The organism is Streptomyces sp. NPDC031049, assembly GCF_055571015.1.
Genome location: NZ_JBVIGC010000006.1, coordinates 191,890 through 213,112 on the forward strand (window position 1 = coordinate 191,890; position 21,223 = coordinate 213,112).

Consider the following 21,223-nt stretch of genomic DNA (forward strand, 5'->3'; position numbering starts at 1 on the left):
CGCGCCGGTCCCGGGGGAGGGCGGCCCGCCGGCGTTCCACGACGTACGGAGGGTCCGTGTCACGCCCTGTAAGACGCCCCGCGCTGCCGGCCCTGGTGGCCGGTCTGCTGCTGGCCCTGGGGACGGCGTCCCCGGCCGCCGCGGCGGAGGAGGACGAACCGCGCTTCGACCGGGCCGTCGAGGAGGTCACCGCCGAGCCGGGGACGACGTTCGAGCTGCCCGGAGGGTTCACCAACGGCACCGGCCGGACGCTCGGCACCGTCTACGTGCGTGTCGACCTCGGCGGCTACCTCTCCTTCACGGAGGAGTTCGGCAACTGCTGGTACGAGGAGGACTGGGAGACGCTCCTCGTCGACGCCATGACCTGCCGGCTGAGCGGCACGGCGCGGCCCGGCCGCTCCTACGACCTGGACCTCGGCACCGTGAAGGCCGACAACGCGGCGTCCCGCGAACAGATCCACTACGTCGCCACCACCGACGACCTCACCACCACGCTGCCGGACGGCGCACGCCGGGGCTCCGGGCCGACGCTGGGCTTCACCGAGCGCGCCCGTCCCGACGAGCACGTGCGGCCGGCGCAGGACTCGCCGTACGTGTACACGGACGTCAGGACCGGCCTCTCCCGGGACCTCGCGGTCAACGAGGTGACGCTGCGCGGCAAGCCGGGCGATGTCGTCGAGGCCGACTTCTACTTCGTCAACAACGGCCCCGGGAGAAGCTCGGCCGTCTTCGACGACGAGTCGGACAACGACACGGCACGCGTCGTGGAACTGACGGTGCCGCCCGGCGTGAAGGCCGTCGACGTCCCCACATCCTGCCGGGGCAAGGAGCCGGGGTTCACGGACCAGGGAGCACCGGGCGCGGCCGGTTACACCTGTGTCCAGGACCGCCTCGACAAGCGCCGCACCATGCCCCCCGGGCAGTTCGAACACTTCCCCTTCGCCTTCCGCATCGAGCGGGCGGACGGCCGGGCCGGCGAGATCAGGATGCCGGACCGCGACGAGTTCGTCGCCTCGGACGCCGACCTGTCGAACAACTCGGCCGCCATCAAGGTCGACGTCACCGGAGCCCCGACCCCCTCGGGGGGCGTCGGAGTCCTCCTGCCCCATCTGCTCACCGGCGGTCTCGCCACCGCCGTGGCCCTGGGCGGCGGCGCCCTGTGGCTGCGGCGCCGGTCCGCGGCCGCCCGCACCTCCCGGGAGACCCGATGAACCGCGGCCTGCGACGCTCCCTCGGCGCCGTCGCCACGACGTGCGCCCTGCTGGTCACGGCGCCGGCCTCCGCCGGCACCGGCCGCCCGGACGAGAACACGGACGCCACCACCGGTCCCCTCGTCGTCATCGTCGACCCGCTGTCGCAGATCCGGCTTCCCGGCCGGGCGCACCCCAACGACGTCTGGGTCTCCAACATCGGGCGGGCCGATCTCACCGACGTCACCGTGACCGTCGACGCCTCCGCCCTCGAAGGCGTCTCGGACGACGTCGAGGTGCCCTGCGATCCCGACGGCGACCTGATCGGTGTCTGCGAGGACCTGGGGCCGGTGCGGCGGGGCGTGCCGGTCGGGGTCGGTCAGGTGCGGGTCGGTCTCGCCAAGGCGTCCGCCGCGGACACCACGCGGCAGGTGCGGGTGACGGCCACCGCGGGCGACGGTTCCCAGGGCATGCAGCGGTTCCCCGTTCAGGTGATCGGTACGGGTCCGGTGTTCGACCGGGCGCCGGCCGCCCGGGAACGGCTCGACCCCGGCGGGACGCTGCCGCTGCCGGGAGGCTTCACCAACTTCAGCCGCAGCCGCCTGGAGGCGGTGGAGGTGTCGCTCACCCTTTCGCCGGGCCTGTCCCTCACCGAGCGCTTCCGGAACTGCCTGTGGCGGACCCCCGACGAGAAGGGCGTCGATGCGACCGTGCGCTGCAAAGTGGTGGGCCCCTTCGCCCCGATGGCCTCCTACGACTTCGACCTCGGCACCGTACGGGCCGCCGACGACGCGACGCGGGAGCGCATCACGTACGGCGTGAGGTCGGTGGAGGCCGACGCTCCCCTGGCTCCCCTCGGCCTGGACGACGAACGCAGGGGCGACGGACCCACCGAGCTGACGGCCGTTGCCCGCACCGGCGCCACCACGTCCCTGCGCGCGGACGCGAACGAGAACGAGCTGGCCAGCGCGATCGACGTGGCCAGCACCGCGGACTTCGTGGTCGACGGGGCGACCCTGCGCGGCCGGCCGGGGGACGTGGTGCGGGGCGAGTTCGCGGTACGCAACGCGGGGCCCGGTTCCCGCGGTGCGACGCGCAAGGAGGAGGAGGCGCGCATCCGGGACGCGGTGTGGCTCTCCGTTCCGCCCGGAGTGACGGTCGTGAAGGCCCCGCCGGACTGCTTCGGGTACAAGAAGGATCCTCCCGGCACCGACTCCGGGACCTGGCTCGGTCTGGGCAAGCCGAAGGGACGTGCGTACGGCTGCGGGAGCGGGGCGTACCTCGAAGCCGGGAAGGAGCTGCGCTTCGCGTTCGAGTTCCGGATCGACTCGCGGGAGCCGGGATCGGGTTCCGTGACCACCATGTTCCGGGCGGACGACCCCCGTCCCGGCAACAACACGGCCCGCGTGGAGGTCGAGGTGCCCTGACCGGCGGTCGTCGAGGTGCCCTGACCGGCGGTCGCCGTCACCCGCCGGCGTCCACGTCGTTGTCCGGCGCCCCGTCCCCCACCGGCGGCAGGTCACCGCGTTCCACGGCGGGGCCGGCGGGCGGGAGGAGGTCCTCGGCCTCGGCGGCGTCCGGGCGGTGGGCGGCCTCGGCCGCCGCGCGCAGGACGTCGCGCGGCACGGCGCCCTGGTCGGCGTTCACGCGCACGACATGGCCGTCCGCGGGCCGGGTGTACTCGTGCTGGTGCGCACCGGCGCGGTACCAGCCGTCGCCGTCGCGCTCGCACACCTCCCACCGCTCACCCCGCCCGCAGTCACCGGCGTCGGCCGAGTCCCGGTCGACGAACAGCCGGATCTGGGCGCCCTTCTCGGAGACGTACACCGCGGAGAAGCCATCGCCGCCGTACACGCCGACGGACTGCTCGGCCGGCGCGTAACCGGGGGCCTCGGTGACGTAGACCAGCTCGGGCGCCACACCCAACGCGCGGGCCCGCGCGGCGAGTTCGGCGGACGGGGAGGCGGAACCGGTGCCGGCGGGCGACCCGGCTTCGGCGCCGGAAACGGAGCCGGCCCGGTCGGTCCCGTCGGCCTGCTCGGTGCCGCAGGCGGTGAGAACTAGCGGCGCCAGCAGCAGCACGGGCAGGACGCGCGGGACGCGTACACGACAGATCATGCCGCCATCCTGCCAGCACCCGGCTCCGGCCCTCGGCCGGTGTCCGTTTCCTTCAAGACCCGCCCCCACCGCCCTCCCTACGGTGGCCCCATGACCGCACGATTCAACGCCATCGGCCTCGTCGTCTCCGACATGGCCGCCTCCGTGACCTTCTACCGCCGTCTCGGCTTCCCCTTCCCGGAGGGGGCCGAGGAGCAGCCGCACGCCGAGGCCGAGTTGCCGGGCGGCATCCGGCTGCTGCTCGACACCGAGGAGACCGTCCGGTCCTTCCACCCCGGGTGGCAGCCGCCCGGCGGGGGCGGGCGGGCCTCGCTCGCGCTGCTGTGCGACACGCCGGAGGAGGTGGACGCGGTGTACGAGGAGCTGGTCGGGGCCGGGCACCACGGCGAGCTGAAGCCCTGGGACGCCTTCTGGGGGCAGCGGTACGCCGTCGTGGCCGATCCGGACGGCAACGGCGTCGACCTGTTCGCCCCGCTGCCGGCCGGATAGGGCGCCGGCTCCACCCGGCTGCCGGCCGGGCAGGACACCCACTCCACCCCGCTGCCGGCCGGGCAGGGCCCCGGCTCCGTCCCGCTACCGGCCCAGCAGGGCGCCCGGTGTGAGGCCCGTCAGCTCCTTGACGTCCCTGGTCAGGTGGGCCTGGTCCGCGTAACCGGCCCGGGCGGCCGTCTCGGCCAGGGGGACGCCGCTGCGGGCCAGCGTCAGGGCGCGTTGCAGGCGCAGGACACGGGCCAGGGTCTTGGGGCCGTAGCCGAAGGCCGCCAGCGCGCGGCGGTGCAACTGGCGGGCGCCGACGCCGAGTTCGTCGGCGATCGCGGCGACGGGGCGGCCCGCCTCCAGGGCGGTGACGACGCGCGCCGGCAGCGGGTCGGGCGGTGTGGCGTCGGCCGCCCGGGACAGGGCCACCGCCTCCAGGCCGTCGGCCGGGTCGGCCGCCGCGTTCACCCGGGCCGTCAGCCGGCGCACCTGCGCGGCCGGCCACAGGTCGGCGAGGTCGACGCGCCGGTCGCGCAGCTCGTGCGCGGGGACCCCGAGGAGGGCGGGCGCGGTGCCGGGGCGGAAGCGGACGCCCGCCCAGCGGCCCGTGCCGTCGGTGAGGTGGGCGCGGGTGTCCGGACCGGCGACCAGCAGCCGGCCCTCGTGCCACAGCAGGTCCATGCAGCCGTCGGGCAGCACCCGGCCCCCGCCTGGCCGGACGGGGGCGTTCGTCCACACCACCGCGCCGGTCAGCCGGGAGGCCCGTTCCGCGTACACACGGCCAGGCTACCTACGCCGAGGGCGTGCGGTGCTGCCGCGGGCTGACACCGTAGGCCCGCTTGAAGGCGGTGGACAGGGCGAAGGCGCTGCCGTAGCCGACCTGGCGGGCGATCGCGGCCAGGGTGTCGTCGGTGGCGCGGAGCCGGTCGGCGGCGAGCGCGAGGCGCCAGCCGGTCAGGTACGTCATCGGGGGCTCGCCCACCAGTGCGGTGAAGCGCCGGGCCAGCGCGGTCCGCGAGACACCGGCCTCGGCCGCGAGCGAGGCCACCGTCCACGGGTGGGCCGGGGCGTCCTGGAGCAGCCGCAGTGCCCGGCCCACGACGGGGTCGCCCAGGGCCCGGTACCAGGCCGGCGCCTGCGCCCGGGGGCGGGCGAACCAGGCGCGCAGCGCGGCGATGACCAGCAGGTCGAGCAGGCGGTCGAGGACCACCTCCTGGCCCGGCTCGTCCCGCGTCACCTCCGTCATCAGCAGCGGGGTGAGCGGGCAGTCCCAGTCGTCGGCGGTGAGGGACAGCAGCGGCGGCAGGGCGTCCAGCAGCCGGCCGCCGATCTCGCCGCGCACCAGGTAGCTGCCGATGAGCAGCACCGTGCCGGCCTCGGGCCGGTCGCCCCAGCTGCGGACGCCCAGGTCCATGGAGCCGTTGAGGGGGCGGCCGTCGGGCCGGCGGCATTCGGCGCCCGGCAGGATCAGCGCCTGCGGCGCCGTGTCCGGGTCGTCGGCGCAGGTGTACGGCTCGGGTCCGCGCGCGACGGCGAGGTCGCCGGCCCGCAGCCGCAGCCGCTGGCCCGTCTCCGGTACGACCCAGGCGTCGCCGCGCACCACGAGGATCACCGTCAGCGGCGCCCGGTCCTCGACCCGAACCGCCCACGGCGGGTCGAAGCAGGCGCGGATCATGAACGCGCCCCGGGCGCGGGGCCCCTCCAGCAGACCGGCGAGTGCGTCCATGGCGTCAGCGCAGGGGCGGCTACGGCGCGTCCGGCCGGTGGCCGGGCAGGTCCTGGTCGGACGGCTTGGGCCCGGACAGGTCGTGGCCGGACGGCCGGCGGCCGGTCGGCCCGGGCACCGACGAGTCACCGCCGGGCGCCTTCTCGGCGGACGCCTTCGACCCGGACGCCTTCTCGCCGGACGCCTTGTGGCCGGACGGATGGTGCCGGGCGTGGGTCCGCAGCCGGGAGGTGACGTCCTCCGGCGGCAGGAACCGGGACCAGCGCTCGGGGAACTCGGAGGGCATGTCCGGGTCGGCCTCGCCGTCGGCGGCGGCACGGGCCACGTACTCGGCGACCTGCGCCTGCCGCAGCCGCTCGTTGGCCTCGCGGGCGGCGGCCGTGGCGGCGGCCGGCCAGACCCGGTCGATGGCCGCGTTGACCGCGGCCCCGACGAGCACGGCGAACGCGGACACGCCGATCCACAGCAGGACGGCGACGGGCGCGGCCAGCGAGCCGTAGATGGTGGGGCCCTCGACGGTGCTGGTGAGGTAGATGCGCAGCAGGAAGCTGCCGAGCACCCACATGGCGAGCGCGACGAGGGCGCCGGGCACGTCCTCGATCCACGGGGAGCGGACCGGGACCGACACGTGGTAGAGCGTGGTGAGGAACGCGATGGACAGGACGATGACGACCGGCCAGTAGAGCACCTGCACGACGGTCGCCGACCACGGCACGACCCGTACCACCGCGTCCGGCCCGGCCACCATCAGCGGCAGCGCGACGGAGCCGATCAGCAGGGCGACGAGGAAGAGCAGGAAGGCCAGCAGGCGGGTCTTGACGATGCCGCGCACGCCGTCGAGGCCGTACATCACGGTGATGGTGTCGATGAAGACGTTCACCGCGCGCGACCCGGACCAGAGGGCGAACAGGAAGCCGAGGGAGATGACGTCGGGCCGGCCGCCCTTCATCACGTCGTCCAGGATCGGCTCGGCGATCTCCGCCACACCGCGCTCGGACAGCACCGTGCGGGAGGCCTCCAGGATGTTCGCGCGCACGCTCTGCGTGGTGTCGGCGCCGGTCCACAGGTCGACGTAGCCGAGCAGTCCGATGACGCTGAGCAGCAGCGGCGGCACCGAGAGCAGGGTGAAGAAGGCGGCCTCGGCGGCCAGGCCGAGGATGCGGTACTCGATGCAGGAGTTGACGGTGTCCTTCAGCAGCAGCCAGGCGGTCCTGCGCTTGGAGACGTTCCGGTAGAGGGCGCGGGCCCGGTGGAGGCGTCCGGAGGGTCGCTCGGGGGGTTCACTTGCTGGCTGCACGTCCTAAAGGTATCCGCCGCGCGGGACACCACTCACCCGCGGAGGGCACCGGACACGGGCGGCCCGGAACGGGGTACGTTCACGTCATGGCAGGCGACAGCACCCACACCGTGACGAACCAGGCCCCGCCGCTGGCCGGGTACGACGTGTTCACCGCCGACCGGGCCCTCGTCGCGGCGGTCGAACGGCATCTGGCACCCGAGCTGCGCGGGGAGGCGCTGGCGGAGCTGTCGGGCCTGGGGCACAGCTGCGGTTCGGCGCAGGTGCTGGAGTGGGGCGCGGAGGCGAACGCGAACCCGCCCCGGCTGCGCACCCACGACCGCTACGGACACCGCGTCGACGAGGTCGACTTCCACCCCGCCTGGCACCGGCTGCTCGGCAAGGGCGTCGCGGCGGGGCTGACGGCGGCCTGGGACCGGCCGGGCGGGCACGTGCGGCGCGCCGCCGCCTTCCTGATGTGGACCCAGGCCGAGGCCGGCGTCGGCTGTCCGCTGTCGATGACCCACGCGGCCGTCCCCGCGCTGCGCACCGATCCGGCGCTCGCCGCGGAGTGGGAGCCCCGGCTGACGTCCACGGTGTACGACCGGGGGCTCAGGCCGGCGCACCTGAAGGCGGGCGCGCTGTTCGGGATGGGCATGACGGAGAAGCAGGGCGGCAGCGACGTACGGGCGAACACCACCGCCGCCCGGCCGCTCGCCGAGGACGGCGCCTACGAGCTGACCGGGCACAAGTGGTTCTGCTCGGCACCGATGTCGGACGGCTTCCTGGTGCTGGCGCAGGCGCCGGGAGGGCCGACCTGCTTCCTGGTGCCGCGGGTGCTGGCCGACGGCACCCGCAACCCGTTCCTGATCCAGCGGCTGAAGGACAAGCTGGGCAACCGCTCCAACGCCTCCGCCGAGGTCGAGTTCGCCGGGACCTGGGCGCGCAGGGTGGGCGAGGAGGGGCGTGGGGTGCGCACCATCATCGGGATGGTGGCGGCGACCCGGCTGGACTGCGTGCTGGGCTCGGCGGGGCTGATGCGGCAGGCGGTGGCGCAGGCGGTGCACCACTGCACGTACCGCGAGGCGTTCGGCGGGCGGCTGGTCGACAAGCCGCTCATGCGCAACGTGCTGGCCGACCTCGCGATCGAGTCGGAGGCGGCCACCGTCCTCGGGCTGCGGCTCGCGGCGGCCTACGACCATGCCGCCGGCGGCGACGAGCGGGAGCGGGCGCTGCTGCGGCTGGCGGTGCCGGTGGCCAAGTACTGGGTGACCAAGCGCTGTGCGCCGGTGGCGGTGGAGGCCGCCGAGTGCCTGGGCGGCAACGGGTACGTCGAGGAGTCGGGGATGCCCCGGCTGGTGCGCGAGTCGCCGCTGAACTCGATCTGGGAGGGCGCGGGCAACGTCCAGGCGCTGGACGTGCTGCGGGCGTTGCGGCGCGAGCCGGCCGCGCTGGACGCGTACCTGACGGAGGTGGGCGCGGCGCGCGGCGCCGATCACCGGCTGGACGCGGCGATCAAGGGGCTGCTGACCGAACTGGCCGATCTGGAGGGGGCCGAGGGGCGGGCCCGGCGGCTGGTGGAGCGGCTGGCGCTGGTGCTCCAGGGGGCGCTGCTGGTGCGGTGGGCGCCGCCGGAGGTCGCCGACGCGTTCTGTGCCGGGCGGCTGGGCGGCGACGGGGGCGCGGCGTTCGGCACGCTGCCGCCGACGCTGGATCTGGCCTCGGTGGTGGCGCGGGCCCGGCCGGTGTCCTGACCCTCGCGGGAACCGCGCGCCGCGCGGGTCACGTCCTTCGGGGCATGGGCCGACCGCGCGAGTCGTGGCGGGGGTGGTGCTGCGCCGACACGGCACCACCCCCGCGTCACTGGCCTACGAGGCCGCGAGCGCCGCTCGGGACGGCGCACACCAAGTTTCGGCCACCGGGGCGGCGGTCCACCAGAGTTGCAAGGGGTTGCAACTTGCCGGTGACTGTGTGCGGACTGTGCCCACGGCACAAGGGCAAGCGGTCATCATGAGACCAACGACCGGTACGGAGTCCGCAGGAGGACGAGGACCAGTGGCGCTCTCGCCCATGGACGTGACGCAGTTCGCCGCCGTGGACACGACGCGTGCGGCTCGGGTGCTCAGCGAGGTCCGCGCGGCCCGGCTGTCGGGCGGGCGGGCACCGGTGGCGCCCCGCCCGGTGATCGAGCAGTCCTGGGAGCGGATGCTGCGCAGCGGTGTCGACCCGGAGCGCGACCGCCGGTCCGGGCTGCTGTCGCACGAGGAGCTTCAGCGGCGGCGGGAGGCCTCGGCGCTGCGGCATGTGCTGCCGGTGCTGCGCGAGGGGCTGCTGTCGGTGGCGGACGTCGCCCACCACATCATGGTGGTCGCCGACGGCGAGGGCCGGGTGCTGTGGCGGGAGGGCAGCGCCCCGGTGCTGCGCAAGGCCGACGTGCTGGGCTTCGAGGTGGGCGCGGACTGGCGGGAGGACGTGGTCGGGACCAACGGCGTGGGCACGCCGGCGGTCACCCGGCGGCCCGTGCAGGTGTTCGCCTCGGAGCACTTCGTGCGCTCGCAGACGACCTGGACGTGCGCCGGGGCGCCCATCACCGACCCGCGCGACGGGCGCCTGATCGGCGTGGTCGATGTGAGCGGGCCGCTGGAGACCATGCATCCGGCCAACCTGGCCTGGGTCGCCTCGGTGGCCAAGCTCGCCGAGGCCCGGCTGCGCGAGTTGCACGTGCAGTCGCTGGAGCGGCTGCGGGCGGTCGCGGCGCCGGTGCTGGCCCGGATCCCCGGCCGCGCCCTCGTGGTGGACCGGGACGGCTGGACCGCGGCGGTGACGGGGATGCCGTACACGGGCCGGGTCACGCTGCCCAAGTCGCCGGGGGCGGGGCCGCGGTGGGTGCCGGGGCTCGGGCCGTGCGCGGTGGAGCCGCTGGGCGACGGCTGGCTGGTGCGGGTGGCGGCGCAGGACGGGGGCGGGGGCGGGGCCACCCGGATCGTGCTGGACCTCGGGCATCCGCGCCGCTGGTCGGTGGAGGTGCTGGGCGGCGCGGGGCCCTGGGCGCACGAACTGAGCCCCCGGCACGCGGAGTTGCTGTATCTGCTGGCCGTGCAGCGCGGTGGCCGCAGCGCGGCGGGCCTGGCCGCGGACCTGTTCGGCGATCCGGCCCGCACGGTGACGGTGCGGGCCGAGATGTCGCGGATACGGCGGTACCTCGGGGGGCTGCTGGAACACCGGCCGTATCGTTTCTGCGAAGGTGCGGAGGTCGAGGTGCGACTCCCCGACGACCCTCGCGACCTGCTGCCCCACTCGCTGTCACCGGTGGTGGCGGAGCACCGCCGCCCGGCACCCGGCCCGTGACCCGCCCGTGACCGGTCCGGCGGGCCGGGGAACCCGACAAGGCGGTTTCTTCTGCATATTTGCAGCGTCCACGTCCCCCGCGCCCCTTCGCTGCCGTAGCATCCCTCTACGGACCGCCCGCACCGCGCCCGGTCAACGCTCCGACCCCCGGGCGCAGTTGGACCGGCCTCCGTGGAGGTTGTATGAAGCATCGCGGCAGACACCGCCGGCGTCGGCGGGGCAGGGCGCTGCGCGCGGCCCTGGCCGGGGCGGCCCTGGCCCTGACCGGTGCCGCGACGATGATCAGCGCCTCGCAGGCCACGGTCGCCGACGACCCCGGCCGCCTGAAGCCGCTCGCCGCCGCCGACCGGGCCCCGATGCGGCTGACGGAGCACCGGGTGCCCGAGCGCTGGCTCGACCGGCTGTCCTCGGCGATGGGCCGCCCCGTGGACCTCGGCACTGCCCTCGCCGGCGCGGACCGGACGCTGCGGGACGCCGACGACTGCCCGGCCGCGGAGCGCGAGGCGCTGCCCGTCGCCCCCGCCGCCACCCGCGCCTACTGCTGGCGGGAGGCCGACACCCGGGGCTGGCTGCCCGGCGCCGTGGCCGCCTCGGGCGACGGGGACGAGGACTCCGGGGTGATCCTCTCGGCGTGGTCCCGCGACGGCGACGGCCCCGCGGAGCAGGGCCTGGCGCGGGTCTCCTTCGTCGCCGCCGGCGACCCGGTGCCCGCCGCGGACGCCCCGGACCGGCCGCGCCACGTCTCGGCGCTGCTGGCCGTCCCGGTCGACGGCGGCCACGACTACCGGGGGCTGGCCTCGCCCGTCTCGGGGATGGTCCGGTACCAGGACAAGCTGCTGGTCACCGCCGGCCCCGGGGACGGCAACGCGCTGTACGTGTACGACCTGGACCGCATCCAGCGGACCACCGCCGACGCCGACGCCGTGGGCCGGGTGCCCGGCGGCTGGGCGGCCGCCGGGCACGAGTACGTCCTGCCGGCCGTCGCCGCGTACCGGCCGGCCGCGGGGCCGGGGGCGGCCCGTCCGCACACGCTCTCGCTGGACCGCAGCGGCCCGCGGCCCTCACTGGTGGCGGGCGAGTGGGTGCCGGCCGACGGCGACCGCCCCACCCGCCTGTGGCGCTACGCCCTCGCCACGGAGCCCGGCCGGGCCGGACTGCCCGCCGCCGACGCCCGCGGGCGGACGGAGCCGCAGGAGGCCTACGAGACGGGGGCGGCCGGCGTCCGGGGCGTGCTGGCGCACCGGCCGTCCGGCGCCGCGGACCCGGACTGGTACCTGGGCCGCGCGGCCGACGACGGGCCGGACGGCCGGGGCACGCTGGTGCGGCAGAACGCCGACGGCACGCGCGCCACGGAGTGCGGCGCCGACCGCTCGCAGCAGTGCTGGACCCCGGGCGCCGGCCCGCTGGCGTACCGGCCGGAGACCGGCGAGGTCTGGTCGCAGTCGGGGCGGGTCCTCTTCGCCGTGCCGCTGACCTCGATCGACGGGTCACTCGGTTAGTCGACAGATCCGGACGCCGGATGGTTTTCTGACCGCTATGACCAACATCGCCGTGACCACCTGGTCGCTGGAGCAGACCGATCCGAGTGATCTGCTGCCGGCGGCCGGGCCCGAGGGAGACGTCCGGATCGTCCGCTCGGAGGTGCCCTCACCCGAGTTCAGCCGCTTCCTGTACGCCTCCGTCGGCGGCGACATCCGCTGGACCGACCGGCTGGGCTGGACGTACGCCCGCTGGGAGGAGCACCTGGGGCGGCCGGGCGTGGAGACCTGGGTCGCCTACGACCGGGGCACGCCCGCCGGGTACGTGGAACTGACCCCCGGGGACGACGGCGTGGTGGAGATCGAGTACTTCGGGCTGATCCCGGCGTTCCGCGGCCGCGGCATCGGCGGCCACCTGCTCTCCTACGGCACCGCCCGCGCCTGGGACCTCGCCGACCGGTGGCCCGGGCTGCCCCCGACGAAGCGGGTGTGGCTGCACACGTGCAGCAAGGACGGCGAGTACGCGATGGACAACTACCGGCGGCGGGGCTTCCGGCTGTTCGACACCAAGGTCGAGGAGGAGCCGGACGTTCCGACGCCGGGCCCCTGGCCGGGAGCGTTCCCGTCCGGAGACGGACGGTCCTGACCTGCGCCGACACGAACCCGCCCGGGCCGTGTGACCGACACCACCCTTGTCTCACCGTGCGAGACAAGGGTGTCCGTATTTTGGACAATGCTGGACTGTGTCCAGATCGCCATGACACGCTTCCGTCATGCCTGGATCTGGAATCGCCTTGGTGAGTCGGCGCCACGTCGACCTCGGCCGCATGTCCAGCGCCATCTGTCCGGTGCGCTGAGAGCACTCCAGCAGCACACAGCAGCACCGGAACCCCCACCTCGCACTTCTCCCCCGCGCAATGCCGCGCCCCCATGCCCGTGCGCGCCAAAGCGCAGGTCAGAGTCTCTTTCCGCCTGTCCCGAAGGACGTATCCACCATGGCCGCCACCCCGCAGAACCCTGCCGCCGCGACTCCCCGCCGCAAGGTGAGCCGTCACCGCGGCGAGGGTCAGTGGGCCGCGGGTCACTTCACCCCGCTCAACGGCAACGAACAGTTCAAGAAGGACGACGACGGTCTCAATGTGCGGACACGCATTGAGACGATCTACTCCAAGCGGGGCTTCGACTCCATCGACCCCAACGACCTGCGCGGCCGTATGCGCTGGTGGGGCCTGTACACGCAGCGCAAGCCCGGCATCGACGGCGGCAAGACGGCGGTGCTGGAGCCGGAGGAGCTGGAGGACAGCTACTTCATGCTGCGGGTCCGCATCGACGGCGGCGCGCTGACCACGCGGCAGCTGCGGGTGATCGGCGAGATCTCGCAGGAGTTCGCGCGCGGCACCGCCGACATCACCGACCGGCAGAACGTCCAGTACCACTGGATCCGGATCGAGGACGTGCCCGAGATCTGGAACCGGCTGGAGGCCGTCGGCCTGTCCACGGTCACCGCCTGCGGCGACACGCCCCGCGTGATGATCGGCTCCCCGGTGGCGGGCATCGCCGAGGACGAGATCATCGACGGGACTCCGGCGCTGGAGGAGATGAAGCGCCGGGTCCTGAACAACAAGGCGTACTCGAACCTGCCGCGGAAGTTCAAGACGGCCATCTCCGGCTCGCCGGTGCTGGACGTGGTGCACGAGATCAACGACGTGGCGTTCGTCGGCGTGCGACACCCCGAGCACGGGCCGGGCTTCGACCTGTGGGTCGGCGGCGGCCTGTCCACCAACCCCAAGCTGGGCGTCCGGCTGGGCACCTGGGTGCCGATCGAGGACGTGCCCGACGTCTACGAGGGCGTGCTGTCGATCTTCCGCGACTACGGTTACCGCCGGCTGCGCACCCGCGCCCGGCTGAAGTTCCTGGTCGCCGACTGGGGGCCGGAGAAGTTCCGCCAGGTGCTGGAGGACGAGTACCTGGGACGCAGGCTGGCCGACGGCCCGGCGCCCGAGGAGCCGGTGAGCCGCTGGCGCGACCACGTCGGCGTGCACCGGCAGAAGGACGGCCGCTACTACGTGGGATTCGCCCCGCGCGTCGGCCGGGTGGACGGCACCACCCTGACGAAGATCGCCGACCTGGCGGAGGCACACGGCTCGGGCCGCGTGCGGACCACCGTCGAGCAGAAGATGATCATCCTCGACGTCGAGGAGGGCCAGGTCGACTCGCTGGTGGAGTCCCTGGAGGCGCTCGACCTCACCGCCCGCCCCTCCTCGTTCCGGCGCGGCACCATGGCCTGCACCGGCATCGAGTTCTGCAAGCTCGCCATCGTCGAGACCAAGGCGCGCGGCGCCTCGCTGATCGACGAACTGGAGCGCCGCATCCCGGACTTCGACGAGCCGATCACCATCAACCTCAACGGCTGCCCGAACGCCTGCGCCCGCATCCAGGTGGCGGACATCGGTCTCAAGGGCCAGCTGGTGCTGAACGACGCGGGCGAGCAGGTCGAGGGCTACCAGGTGCACCTGGGCGGCGCGCTGGGCCTGGAGGCCGGCTTCGGCCGCAAGGTGCGCGGCCTGAAGGTGACCGCCGACGAGCTGCCCGACTACATCGAGCGCGTCCTCAAGCGCTACCAGGCCGAGCGCGAGGACGGCGAGCGGTTCGCGACCTGGGCGGCCCGCGCGTCCGAGGAGGCCCTGTCATGACCGAACGCGCGGCCCCCTTCTACTGCCCCTACTGCGGCGACGAGGACCTGCGTCCCCACGAGCAGGGTCACGGCGCCTGGGAATGCGCGGCGTGCAACCGTGCCTTCCAGTTGAAGTTCCTCGGGCTGCTCGCCCGGGGGCTTCGATCCGACTCCCCCGAGGTGGAATCGATATGACGGCGGTTCAGGAAGAGCGCACCACCGAGGATCTCAAGGCGCTCGCCGAGCGGGCGGGCCGCGAGCTGGAGGACGCCACCGCGCTGGAGATCCTCCAGTGGGCCGCGGACACCTTCGGCAAGCGCTTCTGCGTGACCTCGTCCATGGAGGACGCGGTGGTCGCCCACCTCGCCTCCCGGGCGATGCCCGGCGTCGACGTGGTGTTCCTCGACACCGGCTACCACTTCCCGGAGACCATCGGCACCCGGGACGCGGTCGACGCCGTGATGGACGTCAACGTCATCACCCTCACGCCGCGGCAGACGGTCGCCGAGCAGGACGCCGAGTACGGCCCGAAGCTGCACGACCGCGACCCCGACCTGTGCTGCGCGCTGCGCAAGGTGCGCCCGCTGGAGGAGGGGCTGAAGACGTACGTCGCCTGGGCGACCGGGCTGCGCCGAGACGAGTCCCCGACGCGGGCGAACACCCCGGTCGTCGGTTGGGACGAGAAGCGGCAGAAGGTGAAGATCTCCCCCATCGCGCGGTGGTCACAGGAAGATGTGGCAGCCTACGTCGCCGAGCACGGGGTCCTCACCAACCCGCTGCTGATGGACGGCTATGCCTCCGTCGGCTGCGCTCCCTGCACCCGGCGTGTGCTGGAGGGCGAGGACGCCCGTGCGGGCCGCTGGTCGGGGCGGAGCAAGACCGAGTGCGGGCTGCACGGATGACGACGACCTCCCCGACCGGAGCGACCGCTGCCCGCACCGCGGCCCGGACCACGGCCCCGGCCGCGACCCTGACCGCACCCCCGACCGCACCCCCGACCCAGGAGAACGACGTGACGAGCGGAGCCACCGTCTGGCTCACGGGACTGCCCAGCGCCGGCAAGACCACCATCGCGCACGAACTGGCCGGCCGGCTCCGCGCCGAGGGCCGGCGCGTCGAGGTGCTCGACGGCGACGAGATCCGCGAGTTCCTCTCGGCGGGCCTCGGCTTCTCCCGCGAGGACCGGCACACCAACGTGCAGCGCATCGGCTTCGTCGCCGAGCTGCTCGCCCGCAACGGCGTCACGGCGCTGGTCCCGGTGATCGCGCCGTACGCCGACAGCCGTGACGCGGTCCGCAAGCGGCACGAGGCGAACGGCACGGCGTACGTCGAGGTGCACGTGGCGACGCCGGTGGAGGTGTGCTCGGTGCGGGACGTCAAGGGCCTGTACGCCAAGCAGGCCGCGGGCGAGCTGACCGGGCTCACGGGCGTCGACGACCCCTACGAGGAGCCCGTGGCGCCCGACCTGCGCGTCGAGTCGCAGGACCAGACCGTCCAGGAGTCCGCCGCGGCGGTGTACGCCCTGCTGAGCGAAAGGGGACTGGCATGACGACGTCCGTCGCGACGGTGAAGGACGGCGAGGGCACCGACAGCCCGTACGCCCTCTCCCACCTCGACGCGCTCGAGTCGGAGGCGGTGCACATCTTCCGGGAGGTGGCGGGCGAGTTCGAGCGGCCGGTGATCCTGTTCTCCGGCGGCAAGGACTCCATCGTCATGCTGCACCTGGCGCTGAAGGCGTTCGCCCCGGCGCCGGTGCCCTTCTCGCTGCTGCACGTGGACACCGGGCACAACTTCCCGGAGGTCCTCGACTACCGGGACCGCACGGTCGACAAGCACGGGCTGCGGCTGCACGTCGCCTCGGTGCAGGACTACATCGACCGGGGTGTGCTCAAGGAGCGGCCCGACGGCACCCGCAACCCGCTCCAGACCCTTCCGCTGACCGAGAAGATCCAGCAGGAGCGGTTCGACGCGGTGTTCGGCGGCGGACGCCGGGACGAGGAGAAGGCCCGCGCCAAGGAGCGGGTGTTCTCGCTGCGGGACGAGTTCTCCCAGTGGGACCCGCGCCGCCAGCGCCCCGAGCTGTGGAACCTGTACAACGGCCGCCACTCCCCCGGTGAGCACGTCCGGGTGTTCCCGCTGTCGAACTGGACCGAGCTGGACGTGTGGCAGTACATCGCCCGGGAGGGCATCGAGCTGCCGCAGATCTACTACGCGCACGAGCGCGAGGTGTTCGCCCGTTCCGGCATGTGGCTGACGGCCGGCGAGTGGGGCGGGCCCAAGGAGGGCGAGACGGTTCAGAAGCGGCGGGTGCGCTACCGCACCGTCGGCGACATGTCCTGCACCGGCGCCGTCGACTCCGACGCCGACACCATCGAGAAGGTGATCGCCGAGATCGCCGCCTCCCGGCTCACCGAACGCGGCGCCACGCGTGCCGACGACAAGCTCTCCGAGGCCGCGATGGAAGACCGCAAGCGCGAGGGGTACTTCTAGCCATGACCAGCACCACCGAACCCACCGAGCCGCTGTCGGTCGAGCAGCTGTCGGCGACCACCCTGCTGCGGTTCGCCACCGCCGGCTCCGTCGACGACGGCAAGTCCACCCTGGTCGGGCGGCTGCTGCACGACTCGAAGTCGGTGCTGGCCGACCAGCTGGAGGCCGTCGAGCGTGCCTCGGCCGGCCGCGGCCAGGACGCCCCGGACCTCGCGCTGCTCACCGACGGCCTGCGCGCCGAGCGCGAGCAGGGCATCACCATCGACGTGGCCTACCGCTACTTCGCCACGCCCCGGCGCCGGTTCATCCTCGCCGACACCCCCGGGCACGTGCAGTACACCCGGAACATGGTCACCGGCGCCTCCACGGCCGAGCTGACGGTGGTCCTGGTGGACGCCCGCAACGGCGTCGTCGAGCAGACCCGCCGGCACGCCGCCATCGCCGCGCTGCTGCGCGTCCCGCACGTGGTCCTCGCCGTCAACAAGATGGACCTCGTCGGCTACGAGGAGAAGGTGTTCGCGGCGATCGCCGAGGAGTTCACGGCGTACGCCACCGAGCTGGGCGTCCCCGAGGTCACCGCCATCCCGATCTCGGCGCTGGTCGGCGACAACGTGGTGGACCCGTCCGCGCACATGGACTGGTACGGCGGCCCCACCGTGCTGGAGCACCTGGAGACCGTCCCGGTCAGCCATGACCTGGCGCACTGCCACGCCCGGCTGCCCGTGCAGTACGTGATCCGGCCGCAGACCGCCGAGCACCCCGACTACCGGGGCTACGCCGGCCAGATCGCCGCCGGCACGTTCCGCGTCGGCGACCCGGTCACCGTCCTGCCCTCGGGCCGGACGACGAAGGTCGCGGGCATCGATCTGCTCGGCGAGCCGGTCGACGTGGCCTGGACCCCGCAGTCGGTGACGCTGCTGCTCGAGGACGACATCGACGTCTCCCGCGGCGACCTGATCGTGCCCAGCAAGGACGCGCCGGCCACCACGCAGGACATCGAGGCGACCGTCTGCCACGTCGCCGACCAGCCGCTGACCGTCGGTCACCGGGTGCTGCTCAAGCACGGCACCCGCACGGTGAAGGCGATCGTGAAGGACATCCCGTCCCGGCTGACACTGGCCGACCTGTCCCTGCACCCGCACCCCGGGCAGCTGACCGCCAACGACATCGGCCGCGTGAAGATCCGCACCGCCGAGCCGCTGCCGGCCGACTCCTACGCCGACTCCCGCCGCACGGGCTCCTTCATCCTGATCGACCCCGGCGACGGCACGACGCTGACCGCCGGCATGGTCGGCGAGTCCTTCGCCGCGCCGGAGCCGGTCAAGGACGAGGCCGACGACGACGGGTGGGACTTCTGAGCATGGGCCCCCACGACTTCTCCTCGACGTTCGCCAAGGAGGGCGGCCGGGTCGGCAGCGGCGCCCCGGTCTGGGGGTCCCCCCGAACGGAGTTCGGGCAAGGCCAGGGCGGAGTGGCGCGATGCGGCCGGTGAACCGCGCCCGCCCGCGCCCCCGCCCCCCGCTCCGCCGAAAACCCGCCGACCTCCCGGCCACGGCCTGACCGACGCGTCCCGCGTCCCGGGCAGACCGTGACCGCCGGGCCGACGAGAGGAACCCCTCCCGTGTCCGCCACCACCGCCCCGCACCGCGTCCTCGCGGCCCTGGTCGCCCTGCCGCTGCTGGTCCTGGCCGGCTGCGGTTACGGCTCCCAGGCGAAGGAGAGCAGCGCGGCGAAGATCGCTCCCGGGGCGAAGAAGATCGACGGTCTGGACGAGGTGACGATCGGCTACTTCGGCAACGTCACCCACGCCACGGCCCTGGTCGGCAACCGCAAGGGGTTCTTCCAGAAGGCGCTGGGCGCGACGAGGGCGAAGTACGCGGTGTTCAACGCCGGGCCCTCCGAGATCGAGGCGCTGAACTCCGGTTCCGTCGACATCGGCTGGATCGGACCGTCCCCGGCGGTCAACGGCTACACCAAGGCCGGCGGCAGGAACCTGCGGATCATCGGCGGTTCGGCCTCCGGCGGGGTGAAGCTGGTGGTCGACCCCGAGAAGATCCGATCCGTCGCGGACGTGAAGGGCAAGCGGATCGCCACCCCGCAGCTGGGCAACACCCAGGACGTGGCCTTCCTCGACTGGGCCGCGGACCAGGGCTGGCGGATCGACCCGATGACCGGCAAGGGCGACGTCACGCTCGTGCGCAGCGACAACAAGGTCACCCCGAACGCCTTCCGCTCCGGCGCGATCGACGGCGCCTGGGTGCCAGAGCCGACCGCCTCCCTGATGGTCGCCGAGGGCGGCGAGGTGCTGCTGGACGAGGCGTCGCTGTGGCCGGAGGGGAAGTTCGTCACCACGAACATCATCGTGTCGCAGGAGTTCCTGAAGGAGCACCCGAAGGCCGTCGAGGCCGTGCTGCGGGCCTCGGCCGAGACCAACCGGTGGATCCGGGACCACCCCGAGCAGGCCAAGGCCGTCGCCAACGAGCAGATCGCCGACGACGCCGGCAAGGCGCTGCCCGCCGAGGTCCTCGACCCGGCCTGGGCCTCGCTCCAGGTCACCGACGACCCGCTGGCCGCCACCCTCGCCGCCCAGGCCCGGCACGCCGTCGAGGCCGGCCTGCTGAAGGACCCCGACCTCACCGGCATCTACGACCTGACGCTCCTCAACAAGATCCGCCAAGCCGAGGGCGAGCCCCCGGTGGACGACGCCGGGCTCGGCGTCCGGCAGCAGTAGGCCCGGACCACGACCACTGACCAGGAGGTGACGACCATGGCCACGACCACGACCCTCGCCAAGGCCGACGAGGCCGCCGGTACCGCCGAGCGGGCCGCCCGGATCGAGCACGTCTCTAAGTCGTTCGCCGGCCCCGCCGGGCCGCAGCTCGTGCTGGACGACATCAGCCTCGACGTCGCGCCCGGCGAGTTCGTCACCCTCCTCGGGGCCTCCGGCTGCGGCAAGTCGACGCTCCTGAACCTGGTGGCGGGGCTCGACAGGCCGAGCGCCGGCACGATCGAGACCGACGGGCGGCCCGCCCTGATGTTCCAGGAACACGCCCTGTTCCCCTGGCTGACCGCCGGCAAGAACGTCGAACTCGCCCTGAAGCTGCGCGGCGTGCCCAAGCCGGAGCGGCGCGGCCGGGCCGAGGAACTGCTGGAGCTGGTGCGGCTGAAGGGCGCGTACGGCAAGCGGGTGCACGAGCTGTCCGGCGGTATGCGCCAGCGCGTGGCGATGGCCCGCGCCCTCGCCCAGGAGAGCCGGCTGCTGCTGATGGACGAGCCGTTCGCGGCACTGGACGCGATCACCCGGGACGTGCTGCACGACGAACTGACCCGCATCTGGCGGGAGACGCGGCTGTCCGTGCTGTTCGTCACGCACAACGTCCGCGAGGCCGTCCGGCTCGCCGAGCGCGTGGTGCTGCTGTCCTCCCGCCCGGGCCGCGTCGCCCGCGAGTGGACGGTCGGCATCCCGCACCCGCGCCGGATCGAGGACACGGCCGTGGCGGAGCTGTCCGTCGAGATCACCGAAGAACTGCGTGGGGAGATCCGCCGCCATGGCCAGCACTGACACCTCCGTGAAGGACGGCGGCAACGACCTCGCCGGGCTGGAGGCGGGCCTGGACGCGCTGGAGACGGTGCACAGGGCCCGCACGCCGCTGCGGCAGACGCTCACCGAGAAGGTCCTGCCGCCCGTCGTCGCCGTCGCCCTGGTGCTGGCGGTGTGGCAGGCGCTGGTCTCCTTCCGCATCGTCGACGACCCGACCAAGCTGCCCGCCCCGGCCGACGTGTGGAACGTGCTGCGCGACGCCTGGCTGAAGGGCGAGCTGCTCGGCTACATCTGGACGTCCGTCTCCCGCGGCCTGCTCGGCTTCTGCCTCGCCCTGCTGATCGGCACGCCGCTGGGCCTGCTGGTGGCCCGGGTGAAGGTCGTCCGCGCGGCGATCGGCCCGATCCTGTCCGGCCTCCAGTCGCTGCCGTCGGTGGCCTGGGTGCCGCCCGCGGTGATCTGGCTGGGCCTGAACAACCAGATGATGTACGCGGTGATCCTGCTCGGCGCGGTGCCGTCCATCGCCAACGGCCTGGTCTCCGGCGTCGACCAGGTGCCCCCGCTGTTCCTGCGCGCGGGCCGCACGCTCGGCGCCACCGGGCTGAAGGGCACCTGGCACATCACCCTGCCCGCCGCGCTCCCCGGCTACGTCGCCGGACTCAAGCAGGGCTGGGCGTTCTCCTGGCGGTCGCTGATGGCCGCCGAGATCATCGCGTCCTTCCCCGACCTCGGCATCGGCCTCGGCCAGTTGCTGGAGAACGGCCGCAACGCCAGCGACATGGCCATGGTGTTCGAGGCCATCGGGCTCATCCTGGTCGTCGGCATCGCCATCGACCTGCTGATCTTCAGCCCGCTGGAGCGCTGGGTGCTGCGCAGCCGCGGACTGCTGGTGAGGAGCTGAGACA

The 21,223-nt window shown here is 73.7% G+C and carries 21 protein-coding genes; 17 read left to right on the forward strand and 4 right to left on the reverse strand.

Going from position 1 to position 21,223, the window contains the following annotated elements; translation table 11 throughout:
* Window positions 1-56 precede the first annotated feature (56 nt).
* Entirely contained in the window at window positions 57-1,211 is a 1,155-nt protein-coding gene (locus ACZ45Q_RS12755) for a hypothetical protein (RefSeq protein WP_468259040.1), read from the forward strand.
* On the forward strand, window positions 1,208-2,617 hold the full coding sequence (locus ACZ45Q_RS12760) for a hypothetical protein (RefSeq protein ID WP_468259042.1): 1,410 nt from the start codon (window positions 1,208-1,210) through the stop codon (window positions 2,615-2,617). The genes ACZ45Q_RS12755 and ACZ45Q_RS12760 overlap by 4 nt, the downstream gene beginning before the upstream one ends.
* A 37-nt stretch (window positions 2,618-2,654) precedes the next feature.
* Here ACZ45Q_RS12760 and ACZ45Q_RS12765 read toward each other — a convergent pair whose 3' ends face one another.
* Window positions 2,655-3,308, reverse strand: coding sequence for a hypothetical protein (locus tag ACZ45Q_RS12765; RefSeq protein ID WP_468259045.1), 654 nt, complete (start codon window positions 3,306-3,308; stop codon window positions 2,655-2,657).
* 90 nt (window positions 3,309-3,398) lie between these two features.
* On the opposite strand from ACZ45Q_RS12765, the gene ACZ45Q_RS12770 reads away from it, so the two are divergent.
* Window positions 3,399-3,797 carry a VOC family protein gene (locus ACZ45Q_RS12770; RefSeq protein ID WP_468259047.1) on the forward strand — a complete coding sequence of 133 codons (399 nt, stop codon included), beginning with the start codon at window positions 3,399-3,401 and terminating at the stop codon, window positions 3,795-3,797.
* 84 nt (window positions 3,798-3,881) lie between these two features.
* Here the strand turns inward: ACZ45Q_RS12770 and ACZ45Q_RS12775 are convergent, their stop codons facing one another.
* From ACZ45Q_RS12775 to ACZ45Q_RS12785, 3 genes are read right to left on the reverse strand one after another with little or no spacing between them, the layout of a single operon-like run.
* Window positions 3,882-4,562, reverse strand: coding sequence for a helix-turn-helix domain-containing protein (locus ACZ45Q_RS12775; protein ID WP_468259050.1), 681 nt, complete (start codon window positions 4,560-4,562; stop codon window positions 3,882-3,884).
* 13 nt (window positions 4,563-4,575) lie between these two features.
* Entirely contained in the window at window positions 4,576-5,511 is a 936-nt protein-coding gene (locus ACZ45Q_RS12780) for an AraC family transcriptional regulator (RefSeq protein WP_468259053.1), read from the reverse strand.
* A gap of 19 nt (window positions 5,512-5,530) precedes the next feature.
* Entirely contained in the window at window positions 5,531-6,808 is a 1,278-nt protein-coding gene (locus ACZ45Q_RS12785) for a YihY/virulence factor BrkB family protein (protein ID WP_468259055.1), read from the reverse strand.
* Window positions 6,809-6,894: 86 nt separating this feature from the next.
* Here ACZ45Q_RS12785 and ACZ45Q_RS12790 point away from each other — a divergent pair, with 86 nt between their 5' ends.
* From ACZ45Q_RS12790 to ACZ45Q_RS12855, 14 genes are all read left to right on the forward strand, one after another.
* Entirely contained in the window at window positions 6,895-8,541 is a 1,647-nt protein-coding gene (locus tag ACZ45Q_RS12790; RefSeq protein ID WP_468259058.1) for an acyl-CoA dehydrogenase family protein, read from the forward strand.
* Between the two features lie 301 nt (window positions 8,542-8,842).
* Window positions 8,843-10,135 (forward strand): GAF domain-containing protein, encoded by a 1,293-nt coding sequence (locus ACZ45Q_RS12795; RefSeq protein WP_468259061.1) that lies wholly within the window; start codon window positions 8,843-8,845, stop codon window positions 10,133-10,135.
* Between the two features lie 182 nt (window positions 10,136-10,317).
* The gene (locus tag ACZ45Q_RS12800; protein ID WP_468259063.1) at window positions 10,318-11,634 is read left to right on the forward strand and encodes a hypothetical protein; all 1,317 of its coding nucleotides are present in this window, start codon (window positions 10,318-10,320) and stop codon (window positions 11,632-11,634) included.
* Between the two features lie 37 nt (window positions 11,635-11,671).
* Window positions 11,672-12,259 carry a GNAT family N-acetyltransferase gene (locus tag ACZ45Q_RS12805; protein WP_468259065.1) on the forward strand — a complete coding sequence of 196 codons (588 nt, stop codon included), beginning with the start codon at window positions 11,672-11,674 and terminating at the stop codon, window positions 12,257-12,259.
* Between the two features lie 127 nt (window positions 12,260-12,386).
* Window positions 12,387-12,470, forward strand: coding sequence for a putative leader peptide (locus ACZ45Q_RS12810; protein WP_360558067.1), 84 nt, complete (start codon window positions 12,387-12,389; stop codon window positions 12,468-12,470).
* A gap of 138 nt (window positions 12,471-12,608) precedes the next feature.
* Window positions 12,609-14,306, forward strand: a complete 1,698-nt coding sequence (locus ACZ45Q_RS12815) for a nitrite/sulfite reductase (RefSeq protein ID WP_468259068.1) — start codon at window positions 12,609-12,611, stop codon at window positions 14,304-14,306.
* Window positions 14,303-14,482, forward strand: coding sequence for a hypothetical protein (locus ACZ45Q_RS12820; RefSeq protein WP_468259070.1), 180 nt, complete (start codon window positions 14,303-14,305; stop codon window positions 14,480-14,482). The genes ACZ45Q_RS12815 and ACZ45Q_RS12820 overlap by 4 nt, the downstream gene beginning before the upstream one ends.
* Window positions 14,479-15,189: a phosphoadenylyl-sulfate reductase gene (locus ACZ45Q_RS12825; protein WP_468259073.1), complete on the forward strand. Its 711-nt coding sequence runs from the start codon at window positions 14,479-14,481 to the stop codon at window positions 15,187-15,189. Before ACZ45Q_RS12820 ends, ACZ45Q_RS12825 begins: the two co-directional genes overlap by 4 nt.
* Before the next feature lie 110 nt (window positions 15,190-15,299).
* Window positions 15,300-15,836: an adenylyl-sulfate kinase gene (gene cysC, locus ACZ45Q_RS12830; RefSeq protein WP_468259502.1), complete on the forward strand. Its 537-nt coding sequence runs from the start codon at window positions 15,300-15,302 to the stop codon at window positions 15,834-15,836.
* Window positions 15,833-16,777: a sulfate adenylyltransferase subunit CysD gene (cysD, locus tag ACZ45Q_RS12835; RefSeq protein WP_468259075.1), complete on the forward strand. Its 945-nt coding sequence runs from the start codon at window positions 15,833-15,835 to the stop codon at window positions 16,775-16,777. The genes cysC and cysD overlap by 4 nt, the downstream gene beginning before the upstream one ends.
* Window positions 16,778-16,779: 2 nt before the next feature.
* Window positions 16,780-18,135 carry a sulfate adenylyltransferase subunit 1 gene (locus tag ACZ45Q_RS12840; RefSeq protein WP_468259078.1) on the forward strand — a complete coding sequence of 452 codons (1,356 nt, stop codon included), beginning with the start codon at window positions 16,780-16,782 and terminating at the stop codon, window positions 18,133-18,135.
* Window positions 18,136-18,398: 263 nt separating this feature from the next.
* A complete protein-coding gene (locus tag ACZ45Q_RS12845) occupies window positions 18,399-19,508 on the forward strand; it encodes an aliphatic sulfonate ABC transporter substrate-binding protein (protein WP_468259081.1) in 1,110 nt (369 codons plus the stop codon).
* Window positions 19,509-19,544: 36 nt separating this feature from the next.
* A complete protein-coding gene (locus tag ACZ45Q_RS12850; protein WP_468259084.1) occupies window positions 19,545-20,339 on the forward strand; it encodes an ABC transporter ATP-binding protein in 795 nt (264 codons plus the stop codon).
* Window positions 20,326-21,219 carry an ABC transporter permease gene (locus ACZ45Q_RS12855; protein WP_468259087.1) on the forward strand — a complete coding sequence of 298 codons (894 nt, stop codon included), beginning with the start codon at window positions 20,326-20,328 and terminating at the stop codon, window positions 21,217-21,219. Before ACZ45Q_RS12850 ends, ACZ45Q_RS12855 begins: the two co-directional genes overlap by 14 nt.
* Window positions 21,220-21,223 lie beyond the last annotated feature (4 nt).

What these genes read in the sequence shown, in the direction of transcription:
- ACZ45Q_RS12760 (WP_468259042.1), top strand. Translation starts at nt 1,208, where the DNA reads ATGAACCGCGGCCTGCGACGCTCCCTCGGCGCCGTCGCCACGACGTGC.
- ACZ45Q_RS12765 (WP_468259045.1), bottom strand. Translation starts at nt 3,308, where the DNA reads ATGATCTGTCGTGTACGCGTCCCGCGCGTCCTGCCCGTGCTGCTGCTG.
- ACZ45Q_RS12770 (WP_468259047.1), top strand. Translation starts at nt 3,399, where the DNA reads ATGACCGCACGATTCAACGCCATCGGCCTCGTCGTCTCCGACATGGCC.
- ACZ45Q_RS12780 (WP_468259053.1), bottom strand. Translation starts at nt 5,511, where the DNA reads ATGGACGCACTCGCCGGTCTGCTGGAGGGGCCCCGCGCCCGGGGCGCG.
- ACZ45Q_RS12790 (WP_468259058.1), top strand. Translation starts at nt 6,895, where the DNA reads ATGGCAGGCGACAGCACCCACACCGTGACGAACCAGGCCCCGCCGCTG.
- ACZ45Q_RS12800 (WP_468259063.1), top strand. Translation starts at nt 10,318, where the DNA reads ATGAAGCATCGCGGCAGACACCGCCGGCGTCGGCGGGGCAGGGCGCTG.
- ACZ45Q_RS12805 (WP_468259065.1), top strand. Translation starts at nt 11,672, where the DNA reads ATGACCAACATCGCCGTGACCACCTGGTCGCTGGAGCAGACCGATCCG.
- ACZ45Q_RS12810 (WP_360558067.1), top strand. Translation starts at nt 12,387, where the DNA reads ATGCCTGGATCTGGAATCGCCTTGGTGAGTCGGCGCCACGTCGACCTC.
- ACZ45Q_RS12815 (WP_468259068.1), top strand. Translation starts at nt 12,609, where the DNA reads ATGGCCGCCACCCCGCAGAACCCTGCCGCCGCGACTCCCCGCCGCAAG.
- ACZ45Q_RS12820 (WP_468259070.1), top strand. Translation starts at nt 14,303, where the DNA reads ATGACCGAACGCGCGGCCCCCTTCTACTGCCCCTACTGCGGCGACGAG.
- ACZ45Q_RS12825 (WP_468259073.1), top strand. Translation starts at nt 14,479, where the DNA reads ATGACGGCGGTTCAGGAAGAGCGCACCACCGAGGATCTCAAGGCGCTC.
- cysD (WP_468259075.1), top strand. Translation starts at nt 15,833, where the DNA reads ATGACGACGTCCGTCGCGACGGTGAAGGACGGCGAGGGCACCGACAGC.
- ACZ45Q_RS12840 (WP_468259078.1), top strand. Translation starts at nt 16,780, where the DNA reads ATGACCAGCACCACCGAACCCACCGAGCCGCTGTCGGTCGAGCAGCTG.
- ACZ45Q_RS12850 (WP_468259084.1), top strand. Translation starts at nt 19,545, where the DNA reads ATGGCCACGACCACGACCCTCGCCAAGGCCGACGAGGCCGCCGGTACC.
- ACZ45Q_RS12855 (WP_468259087.1), top strand. Translation starts at nt 20,326, where the DNA reads ATGGCCAGCACTGACACCTCCGTGAAGGACGGCGGCAACGACCTCGCC.